Raw genomic sequence first — 17922 nt, 5'->3', positions numbered from 1 at the left:
GATCAGAGCAGTCGCATGAAAAAACACAGTCCAAGCGTTTTGCAATGCCAGCTTCAGTATCCAGTGTAGCGCACTCTCCATCGATTAAGGCAGCACGTCTTCGTACAGTAGCGGTGTAATTCCGCGGGCCTGGTCAATCCTTTCTGCCATCTTGATCGCCGCGTCCAGCTCGCTGATGCCATGCTGTTGCATGAGCTGGAAGCGCTCTGCTTTCTCTTCAGGCTCCGTTTGGGCCAGGGCCAGGTACAGGCTAGGGGGTACGGCACGGAACAACACTTCCATGCTCTTGGATAGGATCACCCCTTCGGTGTATTTGCCTGCTTCCTTCCTGGCCGACAGCATGAGTGCCTTCTGCGCTGGTGATAGCTCGCGGAATGTGGCGATTTTTTCTACCTCGTCTGGGGGCATCGACAGACAGAGCCACCATTCGATCATGTTGAGCATGGGCTCGGCTGCCTTGGGCAGGTCGTCGATATTCTGCGTGGCCAGCCAGAACCAGGCGCCCAGTTTTCGCCACATCTTGGTGATCTTCACCACATAGGGCGACAACAGCGGATTCCTGGTAATGACGTGCCCCTCGTCGGTGACATTGATGATGGGCCGGCCGAGGTACTGATCACGCTCTGCGATGTTGTTAACGGTATTGATCAGCGATATGTAGGCGATCGAGAGCTGGGCGCTATAACCTTCCCGGGCATAGGTGGCCATATCGACCAGGGTGATATCGGCCTCCGGCCAGGGTGTGCCCGGTCGGTCGAACATCTCGCCCTCGGCACCCTGGCAGAACATGTCCATGGCATCGGCCATTTCCATCAGCCGGGTGCGCCGAGACTCTGGCAGCGTGGCATCCTGGCCGCGTTCGCGCAGGGCGTCGCGTACATCGTGGGTCAGCGCTGTGCGCTGCTCAGCAACGCAGCGTCGTGCCGCATCGAGAATGCACTGGCGGATCAGTGAGCGGTCAGCGCGCGTCATGCGGGCCTCTTCCTTGTCCTCGCCGCCGGTGATCATGAGACGGGCGATGATCTCCAGCTCACCCAGTACGTCGCGTTGTTCGTCCGCCTGGTCATCGTCCAGGTCGTCAGCATCGAGTGTTCTTACATCGCTCGGAGTTTCGATCAGTCGGCTGGCATCGGCGAACGGTGCCAGACTGACACCGGCACCCGGCGCGAGCTTGACGCGATTGACTGTCAGCCCGAGGCGTTTGGCAAAGTCGCTGAACAGGCCAAACGAGTTACCCGCCTCCACAATAAACAGCCTTGGCCGGTAGATCGCAGTGACCTGGATAAGCAGGTTGTTCAGCGTGGCCGACTTACCTGAACCGGACGGACCAAACAGGAACAGGTGCGCGTTCATTTGCCGGTCGAGGCGGTTCAAGGGATCGAAGGTGATCGGTGCGCCGCCACGGTTGAAAAAGGTGATACCGGGATGGCCAGTGCCTTGGCTGCGGCCCCATACAGGAGCGAGGTTGGCTGCGTGCTGGGCGAACATCAGCTGCGTATACCACTGCTTGCGATCCTGACTCGAGTTATAGGCGCAAGGCAGCCAGCGCACGTAGCTGTTGAGAGGCGCGACTTCATCGTCTTCACGCACTGGCTGCAGGCCGGCATTGAGCATGACGTTCGCCAGCTGCAGCCCTCTGTTATCCAGTTCGGCTTCATCCTGACCACGCAGATAAAACACCAGGCTGGCACGGTAGAGTTTGTGCGCACTGCCAATCAGGGAACGGGCTTGTTGTACGGCCTGGAGCGTCTGTTCGGAATCCAGGGTCTCCCCCACCGCTTTTTTGGCCAGCTGATTGAGCTGCCCCTCAAGGATGTCCTGCGGCGTCGCCACCAGCGTCAAGCACATGACGCTGTCTTCCGGCATCTGATCGAACACCGTATTGATCGCGTCACCCTTGCGGATCTCGCCGGTCAGGTGACCGGTCAACGGTGGCGTGCGCAGGCGGTCGGTGACCATGACCCTGTGCGGCATGGCGTCGAAGTACCACAGCCCCTTGCCCACATCCGAGCGCGGCTGGCCGAAGAACAGCCGCTGGCTGAAGTCGCGACCCGAAGCCAGCTCGATCTCGTCAGGGTCGCTGGTCTGCTGGTAGGCGGCGAGGCGGTAAAAGCGCTCGCGATCCGCCTGGGTTGGCCCGAGCATGGTGGGACGCGGATTGAACCAGCGCAACAACCAGTCATGGATCTGCGATGCATCCAGCCGCTGCGCTGTGATGCCGGCATTGGACAGGCCACCCAGCAGCCGGTCGCAGATGATATTCAGTTCCTGCTCGGGCGATTGGCCGCGCCGTGAAGTGCCTGCAGTGACGTGGCGGTACACCACCATACGCACCCGCCGGCTTTGTCCGCGCCAACGCAGTCGCGATACGACGGTGTCCTCGAAGAGTCCGCCGGGTTTGGCAATGGCGTCCAGGTGATGCTCAAAGAAACGCAGGTAGAATTCGGTGAATTGTGTGCCTTGCGCTCGCGGCTGGATATACGCTCTCAGCGTCTGCATGTAGTGGTCGACGTTGGTTTCGTCCTGGGCATACAACTGCACGACCCAGGGGTTGCCCTCCAGTTCGTCAAAACTGTCCTGTAGCGCGTTCTCCAGCGAGTCGCGCGCTTGGGCCAGCCAGAGTGCCTCGCGGCCTTCGGTGCCCAGCGGGGTCAGCTCGAAGAAGGCCGCCACCGATTGGCCGTCTTCAAGCAGCATGCAGCGGCTGTCGGGCAGGTATTCCACCCATGGCAGCAGGCTGACAAACGAGGGGGCCCTGCGGTACAAGACCTGTTCATCGGCCTGTGTGGCTGGTTTGCCACCCTGCACTGCTGCGCCAGGTTCAGGGATACCCGCCTCGTTCAGCGCCTGCACATGGCGCTGCCAGGCGTCTGGCGGTGCGGCGCCCTCTGCCGGCGCTTTGGTACACTTGCGCCAGGGAAGCGCGAACACCATCAGTAGTCCTCCACGCGCTCACCCGGCATCGCGTACTGCACTCGCTGATACAGCGGGAATACCGTGCTGTAACCGGGTACCGGCACCGGGTCGGTACCTGCCAGGTGGGGAAATACGTACATGACCAGATCAGGATTGGGTAACCGGTGGAACTGGCGGTGGATTTCGTTGGCAGCGGTGCGGGTGTAGCGGGCCTGCTGTTCTGAGGAAATTTGCATGTCGGCGTCGGTCAGCGGGCGGCGCAGGCTTTGCCGTGCGTCGAGCAAGTAACGGCGACTCTGCAGACCGCTACCGCCCTCACCCGCTTCGTGCTGCCAGATGTCCTGCATGGTGCGGCTGCCGTGCGGCATCAGTTCTTCCTTGCTGGTGGCGCAGCCGGCCAGCACCGCCAAGGCTGCAACCAGCAACAGCGGTTTAATCCAGTTCGAGTGCATGACTTTCTCCTGCGCGGTGATCGACGCGGCGGCCTTCGGGGTCGTAATCGATGGCTAGCGGTTTCTCCAGATGAACTGCAACCTGTGCGCCCGGCTGCACATAGACGGCGGCGAAGGCCTGGCCATAGAGCTTGTTGACCCAATCAGCCATATCGCGCACACCACCACCCAGTACACGACCCATGGCTTCATTGGCGCCGATCCCTACGGTGCCAATGGAGCCATCTGCGCCGACGTAGGACATCTGACCATTGTCCGAGTCAATCAGTGACGCTGCCCCGGCACCTGCTGCGGTGATCAACGCCTGCGTGCCGAGGTACTGCTGGGCATTGCTGCGGCGCACGCCGGACACACAGGGAATACCGTAGGGATCGCTGATCCAGCCCAGGCCGTCCTGCTGGTTGTTGCGCTGCCTGTTGCCCTCGCTGTCTTCAGGGATGGTGCGGATCGTGCCATCCTGAAAAACAAAGGTGATCGAGCGCACTTCGCCGCGTACGCACGACAGCGTCCAGTCACCCGAGGCGGTTCCGCTGATCACGGCGCCGGCTACATCGGGCATGTCGATGCCGTTGGCGGTCAGGTTGTCCGGGCCGACCACGACCTTGAACGGGTATGGATCGTTGACAGTGCCATCGATGGGGACACGACCAATGAGTGCGGTCATCGCCACCGAGCCCATGAGCGTTGAGTTGCTCGGTACCGTATAGACCGCTCTGGTGTTGCTGACACCGGCGGCCCTGGCGCCAGCGTCCGCCACCTTGTTCAAGGTGGTTTCCAGCGGCTGCTGCGCGGGGCCGAAACCGGTTGGAACACGCAAGCTACTGTTGCGGCTGCCGCTATCGGTCTGCTGGGTATCATCGGGATCGATCCATCGGACCTGACCGTCTGTGCCAAGGCCATCGGCATCACCTTCTCGCAGGCCCAGTCCTACAGGCAGGTCAGCATTACCCAGGCTTTCCAGACGGCGCTGCACGTCCTGCAACAAGCCCTCCGTCTGCTGGCGTTCGTTGGCCAGCTGGGTCTGGTCACGTCGCAGCTTATCGCGCTCCGATTCCAGCGCGGTGTTGATGCGCTGGTCGATGGCGCTTTCGCGTTGGCGCAGGCGCTCATTCTCGCTGCGCTGGGACTGGTTCTCGGTCTGTGCGCTGCGCAGTTCGGTACGCATCTGTTTGACCTGAGCTACCAGTGTTGCCACGGTGTCGTGCGGGGTGTCGCCTTCAATGCCCAGCGCCTGCATTTCTTCAGGCGTGAGTCGATTGCCGGATCCACTTGTCTCTGAATCGGATGTGCTACCACCAGAAAACAGGCGGATAACGGCAAACAGCACCAGCAGCGCAACCGGAATCATCAGCCATTTCAGCAAGCCGTTACTGCGCATGACCGTCTCCCTGCAACTCTGATTGTAGAGGAAGCGGCAGATGCACCGCCGGGTCGAAACGCTGAATGGCTGGCAGCAGTGATTGCGCCAGCCCATGACCACGGGTCACCAGATATACCACGGTGGTGTCCTCCGGCAGCCCACGTGGACCGAGGTTCGGGTGCTGGAAGGTGGCGCTGACAAAGTCGCCCTGCAAGGCACGCGGGTCGAGTTCCAGCCAATCGCTGCTGTTGTTGGTCAGCCGAACCGCCGTGAGCCACAGATCCTCCAACCGCCAGGCCGCCAACGCCACGCCCTGCACTGCCAGGGTGGGGAGCAGCGTGTCGAGGTTCAGGTCGCCGCGCAGGTTGACGCGCACGATGCCCGGCACGGCTTCAACGGTGCGTAGTGGCGCATAGAGCTGCTGGGCGGCGTGACGGGTCAGCACCACGGGTATGGGGGTTTCGCGTGGTGATGGTGGCTGCTTGAGTGACTCGTCCGCTTGCTCCTGCGCTACAGCCCTCTCAACAATTCGCACCGGCTCCAGCTCAGGCTCACCCTCAACGACTGGGCGGGCAGCGATGTCGAGCAGGATCAGCGCTCCGGTATCGGTATCCTGCAGCTGCAAACGGGTAGGCTTAATCGGCTCGCTGGCCCGCAGATAGACTGCACCACCAGCACTTTGCACACGCAGGCGGTCGCCGATACTGGCGGGAACCCCTACGCGCACATTGCGATCGATAAACATGATGCGCTCCTGATCCACGACCAGCGGTACCGCCAGCGGCAGGCGCTCCCAGCGCAGAATGTCCACCGCCTGTGCCGCGTTGGCCAACACGCAGGCCAGCACGCCCAACGCGGCCAGAACCGAGTATTTCAATGTCATGGGAGATCTCCTTGCAACCCCAGACCACTATGGGCCGGGGTATCTGGTGCCGGCACTGTGATGCGCTGCGGCGCGCCGTCGTAGCAGTCGAGAATCAGGCCGAAGGGGTTGCTCGCCGGGTCTACATCCACCCGAACGACCTTGATCGGATAACGCACGAAGGCCCGTTTGACCTGTTCCGAGCCGTGGTATTCCTCGGCAGTCAGATCGAGCGTGACCACCCAGTCCCGGGCAGACAGCACACGCACCCGGTCAGTGGGGTTGTCACCATAGCCACGCCCCGGAATCTCATAGATGCCACGCACTCTTTGGCGCAGTTCGCCTGTGCTGCGCCGGTAGTCGTAATCCGCTTGCAGGAACGCTCGACAAGCCGGTGTGAAATAAGCCGAGAGGCTGTGCAGGTTGCGGGCATAGTCCTCATCACCGTTGCTCGGCCAGCGGTTGAGTTGCTGGAAGACATAGAAGGTGAAAGCGTAAACGGACTCCGGCGGCACCTCCCACCATGACCGGGTGCTGCCGGAGCGCAGATCAGGCGGTACGTGAATGGTCAGGTCACGCGGCGCGCTCCACCAGCCGCCACCCATGACCAGAGCGACCAATACCAGCGCACCGCCGCCGATACGCAGGGTTCTGATATGCGCCTGCAGATGGGCGACCTCATTCTTGAACCGGCTCATGGCACGTCCCGCCGGGTCGTCCAGTGGCCGGAACGTGTAATCAGGCCATGACCGCCCACCCAGGCGTTCAACACCGGATAAGTGGTCGCTATGCGCCATTGCAGTTGCCGGTACAACCAGGTGTCCGGCCTGCCCCGCTTGCGGCGGCGCAGGAAGCCACCACCGATGATAATGCCAAGGCCAATACTGACGACTGCGAAGGTCGGCGCCAGGGCGAAAGTCGAGAACAGCAAGGACGCCGGTGTACCGATCAACAGCCCGAGCACACCAGACAGGCCGCAGCAGATCCACAGCTCATCGGCGGTCAACCCCCGCACCACAACCGGATGGCGGTTGAGCCGGTGCGGAAGAAACGGCACGGTGCCATCGGCCAGCAGGTGCTGATGCTCGGACATGACGCTCCCCTTACAGGATGCCGGTGGCTTCGGTGAGCAGCCAGATGCCGATCACCAGCATCACCGCGCCCACAGCGACCGTCAGCCCGAACTGGCCCCAGGTCTTCCTTCCCGTGTGGATTTCCGCGTAGGTGCCATAGGCGTGATAACACACACCCACAAACATGGAAGCCACCACCAGCAGCGCGACCAACAGCACTATGTCGTAGCCATAATTGCGGATGGTTTCCATGATGCCGCCACCGGTTCCGCGAGAGGGATCTTCCATCTGTGGCAGGCCTTGTGCAAAGGACAGCACCGGTAAAAAGGCAATGCCCAAGGTGGATGCGTAACGATGAATGTGGCGTTTTGAGGGGAAGCGCGTTTTCATTATGTTGACCCCGTGTGGTTATGACAGGAGGAAAAAAGTCAGCACCAGGTACATCGCCAGAAAGCGCACGACGACACCGAGGAACTGACGTTGATTGACACGGTTTTCCGACCAGCCCACATAGGCAGTGCGGATAGCCCAGACGCCCCATAGCAACAGCACCGTGAATACGGCGCCGACCAGTACGGCCGCCATCACGGCAGGCGGCATGCCGCTGTTGGCCTGAAAGGCGCTCAGCTGCGCGGCGGTCATGGCTGGGGCTCCACTGACGGTGTGTTGTCAGCAAGGTATTCGCCCAGCAGCTCAACGGGATCGCGTGGTTGGGCACGGGCAGGAGTGAGGTAGCCCTGGATACCGCTGCGTACACGTTCCAGGTCAGCGAGAAGGCGTGGGTAATCGAAGTGGTAGCGCTCGCCGGGTGCAGCCTGCGACGCGGCGGCGCTCTGTGCAACGAAGCGTTCCAGTGCGTTGAGTTGGCGAACCGCTGCGGCCAGTTCACTGCGGTGTGTTGGTGTCTCGCCACGAGCCAGCAGCGGCGCGCCAGCGATCAAGGTGGTCATGAACAACGCAGTACCGCTGCGGATCGCAACGCCTCGCCGAGATATAAGCACCATCACACCCTTCCCTTTCAGATCAGCAATGGCGTGATCGTGGCAAGGTTGGCGTGTTCAAGCTGTAAACAACGGGAATTGGAGATGACCGGATTGATGGAGGGAGCGTTCAGATATCACAGAGGAGGCGGGAAATAGAGAAAATGGGCGCACGATCACCTGGTGGGGACTGCATGCTTGGCTAAACTTACCCGTTTGATAAAACGCCACAAGACACAATAACCTAATTATTGTGTTGCTCGATTGTCTAGCAATAGATAAGCTTAATAACCTAATGATTGCGCAACACAATAACCTAGTTGGATAACGCTATGGCCACACCTTCAGACAAGCTTGCCACCTCGCTATCAGTCCTCAAGCAACTACAGGATGAGGGGCTCGTGGCCATCCGTAGCGGCCAGCTCAGCCGCACCCACAGAGAGCGCTTGCTGAACAGCGGCTTTCTCGTCGAAGTGATGAAGGGCTGGTACATCCCGGCACGCCCGGATGAGACGCAGGGTGAAAGCACGGCTTGGTACGCTTCCTTCTGGGCGTTCAGCAGCAGCTACTTGACCGAACGATTCGGGGCTGAATGGTGTTTGAGTCCTGAGCAGTCCTTGAATCTGCTCACCGGAGACTGGACGGTGCCGCGGCAGCTCATGGTTCGCTCGCCCAGGGGAGGAAATAAACCCTTGCAGCTTCCACACCAGACCTCGATTTTCGATATCCGCATGGATGTGCCCTCAGCCTCCGATCTGGAGGTACGGGACGGCATTCGTCTCTATGGCCTGGCGAGCGCCCTGGTCACCGTTGGCCCTGCTGCCTTCCAGACGAATCCGATAACGCTACGTACGGCACTGGCTATGGTCCGTGATGCCTCGGATGTACTCGGGCGTCTGCTCGACGGCGGCCACAGCAGCATCGCCGGACGGCTGGCCGCAGCCTTCCGCAGCATTGGCAGTGAACAGATCGCCAACGACATCGTCGGCACTATGCGTGCGGCTGGGTATGTCATCAACGAGACCAACCCGTTCACGGATGCGCAGCAGGTTTCCATCCGACTCCATGAACCAACACCCTACGTGAACCGACTCGGTATGACTTGGCAACGTATGCGAGAACAGGTCATTGATCACTTTCCTCGTCCGTCTCAGGCCCCGGTTGACAAGGATACCTATCTGGAACGAGTCGATGACGTCTATGTCACCGATGCCTATCATTCATTGTCCATCGAAGGGTACCGGGTCAGTACTGAACTGATTGAGCGTGTGCGCTCCGGATCCTGGAATCCTGACAATCATGCTGCAGACCGGAATCATCGCGATGCGCTTGCCGCGCGTGGCTATTGGCTGGCATTCCAGCGCGTCAAGCAAAGTCTCGGATCTATCCTCGATGGCAAGAACCCAGGCATAGTCGTGCAGCAGGACCAGGGTAGCTGGTACCGAGAACTGTTTGCTCCCAGCGTCACGGCAGGCATTTTGCGACCGGGTGACCTGGCAGGCTATCGCAACGGCCCGGTATACATCCGTCGTTCGAAGCATGTTCCGCCGCGACATGAGGCCGTTCGCGAACTTATGCCTGCGTTTTTCCGGCTCCTCCAGGAGGAAAGTGACCCGGCTGTCCGCGTGGTGCTGGGGCATTTCGTTTTTGTCTACATCCATCCCTATTTCGATGGCAATGGCCGTATGGGGCGTTTCATGATGAACGCCATGCTGGCGGCGGGAGGGTATCCGTGGACAGTGGTTCCCGTAGAAGGCAGGAGTGATTATATGGCGGCACTGGAGGCGGCAAGTGTCGACGGCGATCTAGTTCCCTTCAGCCAGTTCATCGGACAGCTCGTTGCAAGCACGGCGAGCTCATCCTGAACAGGAACATGCGATGCGCAGCAAAGATCAAGAATTCACGGTTGGTAAGGGACAGCAAACGGGATTTCAAGCAGGGATCTCGCTATTTCTGATCGGTGCGAGTGACACTTTCAAACCACGCCGCCATTTCTGCTTGAATGTCTGTCTTCAGTGGAGACGGCACCCCGACATGTAGCTTCATTCTCTTCGCTTTCAGCACTGCTCGCTGCTTAGCAAGCATGCTGCGTTGCTCAGCAAAGACAGATGACAACGCCTCCACTGGAACATCACGTCCTTCCTCATCATTCATTTGCCGGCGCAGCCGTTTAAATTGCTCAGGGTCTGGCGGACTCTTGAGCACCCGCTCCATATCAGTAGAACGTATCCCATGCTCTTCTGCCCAGAACGTTACTGCCGCATTCCAAGCCTCGGAGTAAGGCATGGAAAAAGTATATATTTTTGCTGGCTGACGAGGAGTGCCCGTTACCTGATACCTGGCCACCATGAAACAAGCCCGCCAGCTACTCCTGCCTTGCCGAGTAAACGCCGCGGTAATCCCATGCACACCTACTCCACGCCCAGGTAGGGTATTGGCATGGTTCTCAGTAACGAAACGCTCATACCGGTTCTGCAGACCCTGGCGTTGCCACTCTAAATCCTGTAATTCAGCCTCCAGACGGCGATACAGGAAATACACATCCTCATCCGATTGTTCCTGTGCTGGCAAGGTGTTGAAGTGACGCTGATAAACGTCACCATTGAATCCAGTTGTCACATGAAACCCAATAAAACCAGCCGAATGCTCACCCGGCCCGTAGTAAGTTACTGCCATTGCAAACCCTGTAGGTTATATAAAACCGCTGTTATAGCATAGTTCATTATCAGTGCCATGAGTTTTACTACAAGACTCATTCAAGTCCTATTAATTTATATATAAGTCAATATGTCTCACTCACAAGTACTTTTTGAAGCTGCTCGCAGTCACAGCTACCGCCAAGCCAAGCAGCGCTGCGCTAGGCAGCAGAATTATCAGTGGATGCACCGAGACTGGCATCGCCAGGTAGGCTACCCAAGGCAGTAGCGCCAGTGGTAGTAGCGAAGCTTTCGCCCGGTGGTAGATGAAGCCGGACTCGCGTCCCGCACCGAATTTACGGACATCACGGCGCACCAGACCATCAACCAGACCGACAAAGGCGGCCATCAGGATCAACGGTAAGGTCAACACCAGAATCAGTAGCCGTACCATGAAGGTCAGCGTCGTAAAGGCGGCCGCGATCAGGTAGTTTTCTATCCACACGTAGGCCTGGCTGATGACGTATCGAAAGTCCCGCTTCTCGCCCTGGCTCGGTGCCCGGACACGTTGCGCATGACGGCCCATCTGATCAACCAGGCCGGTCTTGACGAAGATCCAATGATAGCCGGTGTCGACCAGCTGGTGTGCGGTACGCCCCGGCTCCTGGATAATCGCGCTACGGGTGAACTGGCTCGAAAGATGGCCCAGTTCATACTGCAGCATCGATTGCGAGTGCCGCCAGCCCTCCTCCTTCCAGAGCAGGTGCATACCCACACATTCGATCACTATCGACATCAACAAGGCTCCGATCAGCACACCCAATAACCGCAGCGGCAAGGTGATGATCCGCACAACAAGACTGTGCCTTTGGGCTTGCTGTTTTTGTGCTGCCGCGGGCGCATCGCTCATGGCGGCACCCCACCGTGCTCTCTATCCTGCATAAGAGCATCGTCGAGCAATGCCTCCGGAAGCATGTCCTGCTGCTGTAAAGGCGTACCGAGGTTCTGCCACCATTGCCCCGATTCGGTGTAGCTCTGGCGCATATAGTCTGCCAACTGCCGCAGATCAGCCGGCATGACTTCATCCGGGTCAGCAGCTGGCAGCGGCATGCGGATCTTCCATAGATTCCCCCCCTGCATCAGCGCAAAACATTGGCCTTTGGGTAGCTGGACCACATGCGAGGGTTCAATCATCGGCACGCTGGACAGACTGATCCGATCCTGGGTGTTGCTGGTAAAGTCGGTACTGCCATGGATGTCCGAACTGTCCGTTGCACCGCTGACCACTGTGGTGGTGTAGACCTCGACCTTGGGCAGTTGCTTGGTCAGTAGCTCCGCGGTGGCCGTCTCTCTGACCCTGAGCATAAACAGGTTATTGAAGTTGCCGATCACCTGCCCCGCTTTTGCACGGTTGCCGATGCGCGCTTCGATGTCCGACAGGGTCTGTGTATAGGCGGTGACCTGGATGCCGGCTCCCCCGCCCTTGTTGATCATCGGTATGAATTCGTCGCCCATGAGTTCATTGAACTCATCCGCGTGGACGTTGATCGGCACCCGGGAGTCTGCAGAGGCGCCCGGTAAGCCATCGTCGATCCCGTGTTTATAGATATGGCCTGCGACCGACACCATGTCGGAGAACATGGAGTTGCCCACCGCAGCGGCTACTTCCGTATCGGACAGCGCATCCAGTCCGACATAAACTACCGCCCGCTTGCGGATGATCTGCATCCAGTCGAAGATGGGCCTGGGGTCGTTCAGATCCGCATAATCGGGCGCAAGTAACTGAGCAATCTTGCCGCTGGTGAGCTTTTCCAATAGCGGCAACAGCGACGCAACGATCTTGTCGAAATAGGTCTTGTCGTAGCGGACGGCACTGCGCAGACCATCCAGCACCGGGTCGTAGTTGCGCACCTGGCTCAGGTATTGTTCCAGCGCGACCACCCGCTTCTCACGCCCGATCATGTTGCGCGGAATGTTTCTGTCGTTGAGTCGCCCTTCCAGCTGGACAATAACGTCCCAGGCTTTTGGGTCGGTTCTGGCGAAATAGTGCTGGGCGTATTCGATGAACAGTGCATCGATATTGACCACATGACGCTGGATCAGCATATAGTCCGGGCGCTGCCCCAGCTCGATCAGGGCGCGAGCAACAATGTTGACGAAACGCCAGGCGAACTCCCGAAAAGCGGCGCTGTTGCCCTCTCCTGAAAGCTGACCGGCAATGCGTGTGGCGACTTCGGAAATACGCCCAAACCGGCCCACGGCGTTATAGCGGGCGCTGATTTCCGGCCAGCCCAGATGGAAGATATAAAACTCGCCTTCTCGTCCAGCGCGTTTGGCCTCGACGTACATGCGTTTGAGCAGATCCGCATCGCCCTTGGGGTCAAAGACGATCACCACCTCATGCTCACCAGATGCATTCCTGCGACGGATATCCTGGGTGATGAACAGCTCCGCCAGCCGGGTCTTGCCGACCCGAGTGGTGCCCAGTACCAGTGAATGGCCGACCCGCTCACCCAGTGGCAGGCTGACATCGACCTCGTGCGGTTCAATGCCATGCAGCCGCGGCAAGCCACCAACCGGTGGTAAGGGGCGCACTGGATTGAGTGGTACATCCCATGCCGTGAACTTCACCAAAGCAGACAAGGGAAGCGGCGCGAACTCAAGACGTTCTTCCAGACGCCGCGCCAGCCGATAAGCCGTTGTGGGCTCCACGTAGCGGCGGAAATCAGGACGGTAGGTTTGCGTCAGCCGATGGGTATGCTTCTGTTCCCACAGAAAACCCTTGCCGATGAACAGCCGCTGCTGACTGACCGGTACGGCGCGGCTGGTCATTACATACCGCGGCAGGCGGCGAATATTACGACGATAGCGCAGGATCGCCTGGGCTTGCCGGAACCGGATTGCGCCAAAGACGGCAAAAGCCACGGCACCACCCATACCCACACTGGGGTTTAGCGCGAGGGACCAGGGCGCCACCAGGCATAAAATCGCGGCGCCAATGCACACCGCCACGGTGTACAGCTCCACCGCAGGACGCAGCAGCACCTCAACCGGTTGAGCCTGTGCCATGACATCATTGCTCGATGCCGGTAGCGGTGATCAGCACCGGGTAGTGCCGAAGCCCCAGCCGGTCGGCCAGGTCGTCCCCTGATACAGGCCAGAGCTGCAGATCGGGCACCAACGCCCGCAGCTGCGTCAATCCTGCCATCGTCTCGACGTTGACCACCAGGCCACTGGCTTGCCGTTCAAGCAGGCTGGCTGCATGTTGGCGTAGCCAGGCATGAGAAGCCTCGTCATCTCCAACCAGAAAGAACGGTTGTAGCCCCGGTGCTTCAATAACCCGTCGAGTGACCTTGCCCGGGGTCAGCTGTGAACTGCGCACCGGCAGCATCTGGGCTTCGCTGGATATCGTCGGCGGCGCTTCAGGGATGGGAAGTGGTGGGTGCTGGATGCTACCGGTGCGCGGCAACAGGTTGAGCGCCTCGTAATACGGCAAGGCCGATGCGCCACCGAGATCTTCCACCACAATCAGCGGATTTGTAGGTTCTGCTGCTTGCAGCGCTGATCGGGGGATAACCGTGATACAACAAACCAGGCTGCTCACGATCAGGATGACCACTTTCATGGCGAAGTCTCCGGATGCGTCGTGCGTGGTACAACGGACGAACCTTGGACACGATTCAGATGTCGGGAAACACTGTGTCGATATCGCGCTGCGGGCTCCCCGCCTGCCGGGCGGTGATAGCGGCCCATCGCCAACAGCCAGTTTTCGCCAGGTGTATATTGCTCACGCAAAATGGCGGCGGCGACTTGCAGGTTGGTGTAGGGGTCCAGCAGATCGCAAGGCCGGCGATAGCGGTGTTTTTGGTAACCCAGATTGATCTGCGCGAGTCCTGCATCGATGCGTTTAGACGGCACATCACGCAACGCTTGATGTAACCCGGCGCAGGCCTGTGACTGCGTGGCGTATTGGCGCGACTGGCCAGCGATATTCAGTGACCAGGGCCAGGGAATAATGCGGCCATCGCGATGGATACCGCTTTCTTGCAAAGCCACAGCAAACAGTACCGTCGATGGGATGCCCGCTTGCTGGGCTGCCAACTGATAGGCCGGCGGCGGGACTTCCTGAGCGTGGCTGTTGATCGCCCAGCCCGAAGCCAGCAGCAATAGCATCCGCAGTATCGCGTTCACTGTTGACGCTGCCATTGCCCATTTACCCTATGCACGACAGCAGGCAGGTCACCCGGCAGCCCGAGTGAAAGCCAGCGGCCACCGTCATGATTGAGCGTAATGGAACCGCTGCGTACCCTGGCCGGATCGACCTGCATGCGTTTGGCAAGATCACGGATGCGGGCATCATCCTCATCACTGCCGACCATGTACAGGTCAAACTCAGTCCCTGCCGTCTGCAAACGCTGCACGAGCAAACCGCAACGGGCGCAATCACCCTTCACGAAAACGGCGGCGCGCCCACTGCCCATAATCGACATGCCGCCCGGCGTGGCATCGGGCAGACTTACCCGCTGCACCCCGGGGTACAGGCGCTGCCAGGCGTCATCGTAGGCGCGCTGGTACGCCAGCAATTTTTCGACTCGCAGGGCTTCGGCTTGCACTTGCAGTTCTGCGTAGCGACGTTGTTCCTGCTCTGAGGGCGCTTCAATACCCAGGGCTGTAAGCGGATCAATGTTGGGCGAATAGACACCCAGCGGGCCGTCCATCAATTCACGGTAGCGAGCCCACTCCTCGTTATTCAGTCCCCACTCTTGTGCCAGGCGCTGGTCGCGGCTTTGTTCAATCTGGATCTGGCTGGTTTTCGATGGCTGGTTGGCAGAGACTTGCCTGGTCGGCGGCTGCGCCCATGCAGGCAGTGCCATGAGTATCAACAGAGCGCACAATATCCCACGCTTCATATCGGGTCTCCGGGACGTGGCTGGTTGAAACAGATCACCCGTGTTGTTTCATAGGCCTGCAACTCCCAGGCGGTGCCGGCCAGCGTCAGCAACGCATCGCGCAAGGTCATGGGCCCCAGGCGCCGGTGCGCCGCCGGCAATGGCAGCGCAAAGAGCTCTGTGTTGGTAGGTGTGGTCTGACACAGTCGATAGCCGCTGCCCTTGAGAACCTGACGCAAACCGTCGCCCACCGACGCACTGGTATCGTCAGGCAGAGTGATATCGACGATCTGCAGCAGCAGGTCGCGCTGCGCAGCGGTTGGTGCCAGCTCCACCAGGGTGTAGCGGCCATAGCGTGCAATGGGAATCAGCTCAGACTCCGCAGGCCAGGGTACGGAGACTGCGTCTTCAGGGTGGGAGGTTTCTGTCGGTACAGCGGTTATCGCACATCCGCTTGCCAGCACGGCTGTGATCAGCAGGCTGCTAACAGCCAGATATCGGTAGGGGAAGCAGGATGACATGGCTCGGCTCTCATTTCTGATAAACCGATACGTTGGTGAAGTGACGAGCATGAGTCAGCAAGGAATGCGAACTGGGTAGAGCCCATTTGTTGCTGGAGCGAGGGTCAGCTATCAATCCATGTTTGATAGATCTTGGAAAGATGAGCGCATATGAAAAATTGATAAAGGCACCATTTTGACGTACATTTACCTCGTATTATTAATCCCATCATACGAAGGGTATCCATCATGAGTGCAGCTACAGACACCAAGCAGGAGCGTATCAATCTGCGATTAAAATGCAGTGCAAAAAAAGCGCTGGAACATGCTGCAAGCCTCGAAGGCAAAACCGTGAGTAATTTTATTCTGGCCAGTGCGCTCGCCCATGCTGAAAAAACTATTCATGAGCACGAGGTCGTGAGCTTGAATGAACAACATTCAGAGGCTTTTTTCGAGGCGCTGGCCAAGCCGGTTCTCTTCAACAAAAAGCTGCTAGCCGCTTTCAAGGATCATGACAAGCGCGTCACCAGCCAATGACTGATTATTCACAACTGGTTGTAAAGCCTCTCGACACTCATCACGACAGGGCAAGGTTCCGTTGCGGAGTGCCCTCATTGGATGATTACATTCAAAAGCAGGCCAGCCAGGATGTGAAGCGCCGCATCAGCCGGGTATTTGTGGCGACTACAGCAGAGCATCCTGAGGTGCTGGTGGGTTACTACACGCTATCAACGCTATCGATTGAGCTCAGCCAGTTGCCCAGCACTGTCGCCCGCAAACTTCCTCGGCATCCGATCCCAGCCGTATTGCTTGGCAGATTGGCGATAGATCGGATTGCCCAAGGGCACGGGGTGGGCAGTATATTATTGGCCGATGCCATCAAACGAACCCTGGCAGTGAGCGATGAAATCGCCATTTATGCCATGGTAGTTGATGCCATCGACGAAAGAGCTCAAGGCTTTTATGAGCAATTCGGCTTTTCACAGCTCAGCTCGGAGGGACGTCGACTGTTCCTTCCACTCAAGGCCATCTGAACCGATAGCTTGTCTCTCTGCGGACATCTCTCATGCTACGGGCCCAGACGAACGAGAATGGCGCAGGGTTGATCTTGATCAGGTACTGACATCTGAAGATAAAAAACTTCTGGACTGGCCCGCATCAAACGATCCAGCCGCGCAGCAAGCCGCTCTCTTCATTGCACTTGATCGTGTTGATGGATACCTGAAGGGGCCGGTTACTCAAGAATACTTGCAAGGCAACCAGAATAAAAATATTCCCGCGCTGGCAGAGCGTAGCCCCGCCATTACTGAATCAGCCGTCAGTAATATATTCAAGCATCTGGGCTAAGTGGTTAGCCGCCAGCCCTTTCAAGGCTGGTGGCCATTGCAAATCAATATGTGTAATGGACCCGTACTGAGTTTGATGAAATGAATGGTGGGATCACCAAACCAGCACGAGTGTTCGATCAACATGGGAGTTCAGAACACCCGTTCAGTGAACGAGCCGTCTGCCTGATGCGTGACTATGCGGTTACCGACATTTCTTACGCAGTCGTGCTGCACCTCAATGAACATGCTCTCCGGCACGTCGATATTAAAATGGCGCAAGACCTCCCTGTAGTAATTCAGGTCATGGATGAACGGATAGATCTCTTGAAGGTTGCTGTACAAGAAATCGAACGTCATGGTGTTTTCGCCAAGTTCGGTTGGCTTCTCGATGACCAGGAAGAAATAGCTCGCCGGCCGATCCCAGCCAAGCAGGACGGTGATGGGAAATCCCTCGTGAAATGTGTCGAAGAAGTGCCGACTCATGGTGAAGCTCCTGGATTGAAATAGCCGGGAACCTCCCCCATCGGGGTGGCCCCGGCGGGTGGTGAAAGCCGTATAAACGGCAATAAAGTGGAATACCAGACCCTAGTAGTCCGAACCGCAACCGGCCGGGCAATAGCCCAGTTCGATACTGTGCGTGCAATAGCCGTGTTCAGCATTCCAGTCCTGGGCTTCCTGCCTTTCTTCAGGCGTCGCGTAATCCCACTCCTGTGCTATTTGCAGTGCTTGTGCGCGCTGGTATTCCGGCAATTTACAAGTTTGCGCATCAACTCCTGAACTGAAGAGATCCACGTAATAGCCATGAGACAGACCGCAACCCTTAATTGCTTGTGCGGCTGCTGTCTCGCAGATAGCCCGCCACGCTTGTTCATCAAGCGAACGGGCATTATTTGAATGTGCTGCAGTACTGACCATGAGTAGCTCCT

The 17922-nt window shown here is 58.5% G+C and carries 21 protein-coding genes; 3 read left to right on the top strand and 18 right to left on the bottom strand.

What is annotated here, in order from left to right:
- Positions 1-84 precede the first annotated feature (84 nt).
- Genes K787_RS0120700 through K787_RS0120660 form a run of 9 tightly spaced genes read right to left on the bottom strand, consistent with a single transcriptional unit; the run spans position 85 to position 7667 of the window.
- Positions 85-2934, bottom strand: coding sequence for a conjugative transfer ATPase (locus K787_RS0120700; RefSeq protein WP_022964703.1), 2850 nt, complete (start codon positions 2932-2934; stop codon positions 85-87).
- Positions 2934-3368, bottom strand: coding sequence for a TIGR03751 family conjugal transfer lipoprotein (locus K787_RS0120695; protein WP_022964702.1), 435 nt, complete (start codon positions 3366-3368; stop codon positions 2934-2936). Before K787_RS0120695 ends, K787_RS0120700 begins: the two co-directional genes overlap by 1 nt.
- Positions 3349-4746, bottom strand: a complete 1398-nt coding sequence (locus K787_RS0120690; protein ID WP_022964701.1) for a TIGR03752 family integrating conjugative element protein — start codon at positions 4744-4746, stop codon at positions 3349-3351. Before K787_RS0120690 ends, K787_RS0120695 begins: the two co-directional genes overlap by 20 nt.
- Complete coding sequence (locus K787_RS0120685) at positions 4736-5611, bottom strand: TIGR03749 family integrating conjugative element protein (protein WP_022964700.1); 876 nt, start codon at positions 5609-5611, stop codon at positions 4736-4738. The genes K787_RS0120690 and K787_RS0120685 overlap by 11 nt, the downstream gene beginning before the upstream one ends.
- Complete coding sequence (locus tag K787_RS0120680; protein ID WP_022964699.1) at positions 5608-6288, bottom strand: PFL_4703 family integrating conjugative element protein; 681 nt, start codon at positions 6286-6288, stop codon at positions 5608-5610. The genes K787_RS0120685 and K787_RS0120680 overlap by 4 nt, the downstream gene beginning before the upstream one ends.
- Positions 6285-6683: a TIGR03750 family conjugal transfer protein gene (locus K787_RS0120675; RefSeq protein WP_022964698.1), complete on the bottom strand. Its 399-nt coding sequence runs from the start codon at positions 6681-6683 to the stop codon at positions 6285-6287. Before K787_RS0120675 ends, K787_RS0120680 begins: the two co-directional genes overlap by 4 nt.
- A gap of 10 nt (positions 6684-6693) precedes the next feature.
- Positions 6694-7053: a TIGR03745 family integrating conjugative element membrane protein gene (locus K787_RS0120670; RefSeq protein ID WP_022964697.1), complete on the bottom strand. Its 360-nt coding sequence runs from the start codon at positions 7051-7053 to the stop codon at positions 6694-6696.
- An 18-nt stretch (positions 7054-7071) separates the two neighbouring features.
- Positions 7072-7305 carry a TIGR03758 family integrating conjugative element protein gene (locus tag K787_RS0120665; protein ID WP_022964696.1) on the bottom strand — a complete coding sequence of 78 codons (234 nt, stop codon included), beginning with the start codon at positions 7303-7305 and terminating at the stop codon, positions 7072-7074.
- Positions 7302-7667, bottom strand: coding sequence for an integrative conjugative element protein, RAQPRD family (locus tag K787_RS0120660; protein WP_022964695.1), 366 nt, complete (start codon positions 7665-7667; stop codon positions 7302-7304). The genes K787_RS0120665 and K787_RS0120660 overlap by 4 nt, the downstream gene beginning before the upstream one ends.
- 308 nt (positions 7668-7975) lie before the next feature.
- Between K787_RS0120660 and K787_RS0120655 the strand changes: the two genes are divergently transcribed.
- Entirely contained in the window at positions 7976-9508 is a 1533-nt protein-coding gene (locus K787_RS0120655; RefSeq protein WP_022964694.1) for a Fic family protein, read from the top strand.
- Positions 9509-9590: 82 nt separating this feature from the next.
- Here the strand turns inward: K787_RS0120655 and K787_RS0120650 are convergent, their stop codons facing one another.
- From K787_RS0120650 to pilL2, 7 genes are all read right to left on the bottom strand, one after another.
- Positions 9591-10319 (bottom strand): hypothetical protein, encoded by a 729-nt coding sequence (locus tag K787_RS0120650; protein WP_022964693.1) that lies wholly within the window; start codon positions 10317-10319, stop codon positions 9591-9593.
- 120 nt (positions 10320-10439) lie between these two features.
- On the bottom strand, positions 10440-11189 hold the full coding sequence (locus tag K787_RS0120645; RefSeq protein WP_022964692.1) for a TIGR03747 family integrating conjugative element membrane protein: 750 nt from the start codon (positions 11187-11189) through the stop codon (positions 10440-10442).
- Entirely contained in the window at positions 11186-13348 is a 2163-nt protein-coding gene (traD, locus tag K787_RS0120640) for a type IV conjugative transfer system coupling protein TraD (RefSeq protein WP_022964691.1), read from the bottom strand. Before traD ends, K787_RS0120645 begins: the two co-directional genes overlap by 4 nt.
- A 4-nt stretch (positions 13349-13352) precedes the next feature.
- Positions 13353-13904: an integrating conjugative element protein gene (locus tag K787_RS0120635; RefSeq protein ID WP_022964690.1), complete on the bottom strand. Its 552-nt coding sequence runs from the start codon at positions 13902-13904 to the stop codon at positions 13353-13355.
- The gene (locus tag K787_RS0120630) at positions 13901-14485 is read right to left on the bottom strand and encodes a transglycosylase SLT domain-containing protein (RefSeq protein WP_022964689.1); all 585 of its coding nucleotides are present in this window, start codon (positions 14483-14485) and stop codon (positions 13901-13903) included. Before K787_RS0120630 ends, K787_RS0120635 begins: the two co-directional genes overlap by 4 nt.
- Positions 14467-15189, bottom strand: coding sequence for a TIGR03759 family integrating conjugative element protein (locus tag K787_RS0120625; RefSeq protein WP_022964688.1), 723 nt, complete (start codon positions 15187-15189; stop codon positions 14467-14469). Before K787_RS0120625 ends, K787_RS0120630 begins: the two co-directional genes overlap by 19 nt.
- On the bottom strand, positions 15186-15689 hold the full coding sequence (gene pilL2, locus K787_RS24045) for a PFGI-1 class ICE element type IV pilus protein PilL2 (RefSeq protein WP_022964687.1): 504 nt from the start codon (positions 15687-15689) through the stop codon (positions 15186-15188). The genes K787_RS0120625 and pilL2 overlap by 4 nt, the downstream gene beginning before the upstream one ends.
- A gap of 228 nt (positions 15690-15917) precedes the next feature.
- Between pilL2 and K787_RS0120615 the strand changes: the two genes are divergently transcribed.
- Both K787_RS0120615 and K787_RS0120610 read left to right on the top strand, forming a co-directional pair.
- On the top strand, positions 15918-16205 hold the full coding sequence (locus K787_RS0120615) for a type II toxin-antitoxin system TacA family antitoxin (RefSeq protein ID WP_022964686.1): 288 nt from the start codon (positions 15918-15920) through the stop codon (positions 16203-16205).
- Positions 16206-16282: 77 nt separating this feature from the next.
- A complete protein-coding gene (locus tag K787_RS0120610; protein ID WP_201765135.1) occupies positions 16283-16702 on the top strand; it encodes a GNAT family N-acetyltransferase in 420 nt (139 codons plus the stop codon).
- A 444-nt stretch (positions 16703-17146) separates the two neighbouring features.
- On the opposite strand, the gene K787_RS0120605 is transcribed toward K787_RS0120610, so the two are convergent.
- Together K787_RS0120605 and K787_RS0120600 are read right to left on the bottom strand one after the other, a co-directional pair.
- Positions 17147-17479 carry a hypothetical protein gene (locus tag K787_RS0120605; protein ID WP_022964684.1) on the bottom strand — a complete coding sequence of 111 codons (333 nt, stop codon included), beginning with the start codon at positions 17477-17479 and terminating at the stop codon, positions 17147-17149.
- A 102-nt stretch (positions 17480-17581) separates the two neighbouring features.
- Positions 17582-17911 carry a hypothetical protein gene (locus tag K787_RS0120600; protein WP_022964683.1) on the bottom strand — a complete coding sequence of 110 codons (330 nt, stop codon included), beginning with the start codon at positions 17909-17911 and terminating at the stop codon, positions 17582-17584.
- Positions 17912-17922: the final 11 nt, after the last annotated feature.

The organism is Halopseudomonas pelagia CL-AP6 (assembly GCF_000410875.1).
Lineage (GTDB): Bacteria > Pseudomonadota > Gammaproteobacteria > Pseudomonadales > Pseudomonadaceae > Halopseudomonas > Halopseudomonas pelagia.
The sequence above is the reverse complement of the archived record's forward strand: the minus strand, read 5'-3'. Positions and strand labels throughout refer to the sequence as shown.

Coding starts and splice junctions, on each gene's coding strand:
- K787_RS0120670 (WP_022964697.1), bottom strand. CDS start 7,053: ATGAAAACGCGCTTCCCCTCAAAACGCCACATTCATCGTTACGCATCC.
- K787_RS0120615 (WP_022964686.1), top strand. CDS start 15,918: ATGAGTGCAGCTACAGACACCAAGCAGGAGCGTATCAATCTGCGATTA.
- K787_RS0120600 (WP_022964683.1), bottom strand. CDS start 17,911: ATGGTCAGTACTGCAGCACATTCAAATAATGCCCGTTCGCTTGATGAA.
- K787_RS0120630 (WP_022964689.1), bottom strand. CDS start 14,485: ATGGCAGCGTCAACAGTGAACGCGATACTGCGGATGCTATTGCTGCTG.
- pilL2 (WP_022964687.1), bottom strand. CDS start 15,689: ATGTCATCCTGCTTCCCCTACCGATATCTGGCTGTTAGCAGCCTGCTG.
- traD (WP_022964691.1), bottom strand. CDS start 13,348: ATGGCACAGGCTCAACCGGTTGAGGTGCTGCTGCGTCCTGCGGTGGAG.
- K787_RS0120660 (WP_022964695.1), bottom strand. CDS start 7,667: ATGGTGCTTATATCTCGGCGAGGCGTTGCGATCCGCAGCGGTACTGCG.
- K787_RS0120635 (WP_022964690.1), bottom strand. CDS start 13,904: ATGAAAGTGGTCATCCTGATCGTGAGCAGCCTGGTTTGTTGTATCACG.
- K787_RS0120605 (WP_022964684.1), bottom strand. CDS start 17,479: ATGAGTCGGCACTTCTTCGACACATTTCACGAGGGATTTCCCATCACC.
- K787_RS0120685 (WP_022964700.1), bottom strand. CDS start 5,611: ATGACATTGAAATACTCGGTTCTGGCCGCGTTGGGCGTGCTGGCCTGC.
- K787_RS0120625 (WP_022964688.1), bottom strand. CDS start 15,189: ATGAAGCGTGGGATATTGTGCGCTCTGTTGATACTCATGGCACTGCCT.
- K787_RS0120650 (WP_022964693.1), bottom strand. CDS start 10,319: ATGGCAGTAACTTACTACGGGCCGGGTGAGCATTCGGCTGGTTTTATT.
- K787_RS0120655 (WP_022964694.1), top strand. CDS start 7,976: ATGGCCACACCTTCAGACAAGCTTGCCACCTCGCTATCAGTCCTCAAG.
- K787_RS0120690 (WP_022964701.1), bottom strand. CDS start 4,746: ATGCGCAGTAACGGCTTGCTGAAATGGCTGATGATTCCGGTTGCGCTG.
- K787_RS0120700 (WP_022964703.1), bottom strand. CDS start 2,934: ATGGTGTTCGCGCTTCCCTGGCGCAAGTGTACCAAAGCGCCGGCAGAG.
- K787_RS0120665 (WP_022964696.1), bottom strand. CDS start 7,305: ATGACCGCCGCGCAGCTGAGCGCCTTTCAGGCCAACAGCGGCATGCCG.
- K787_RS0120680 (WP_022964699.1), bottom strand. CDS start 6,288: ATGAGCCGGTTCAAGAATGAGGTCGCCCATCTGCAGGCGCATATCAGA.
- K787_RS0120645 (WP_022964692.1), bottom strand. CDS start 11,189: ATGAGCGATGCGCCCGCGGCAGCACAAAAACAGCAAGCCCAAAGGCAC.
- K787_RS0120675 (WP_022964698.1), bottom strand. CDS start 6,683: ATGTCCGAGCATCAGCACCTGCTGGCCGATGGCACCGTGCCGTTTCTT.
- K787_RS0120695 (WP_022964702.1), bottom strand. CDS start 3,368: ATGCACTCGAACTGGATTAAACCGCTGTTGCTGGTTGCAGCCTTGGCG.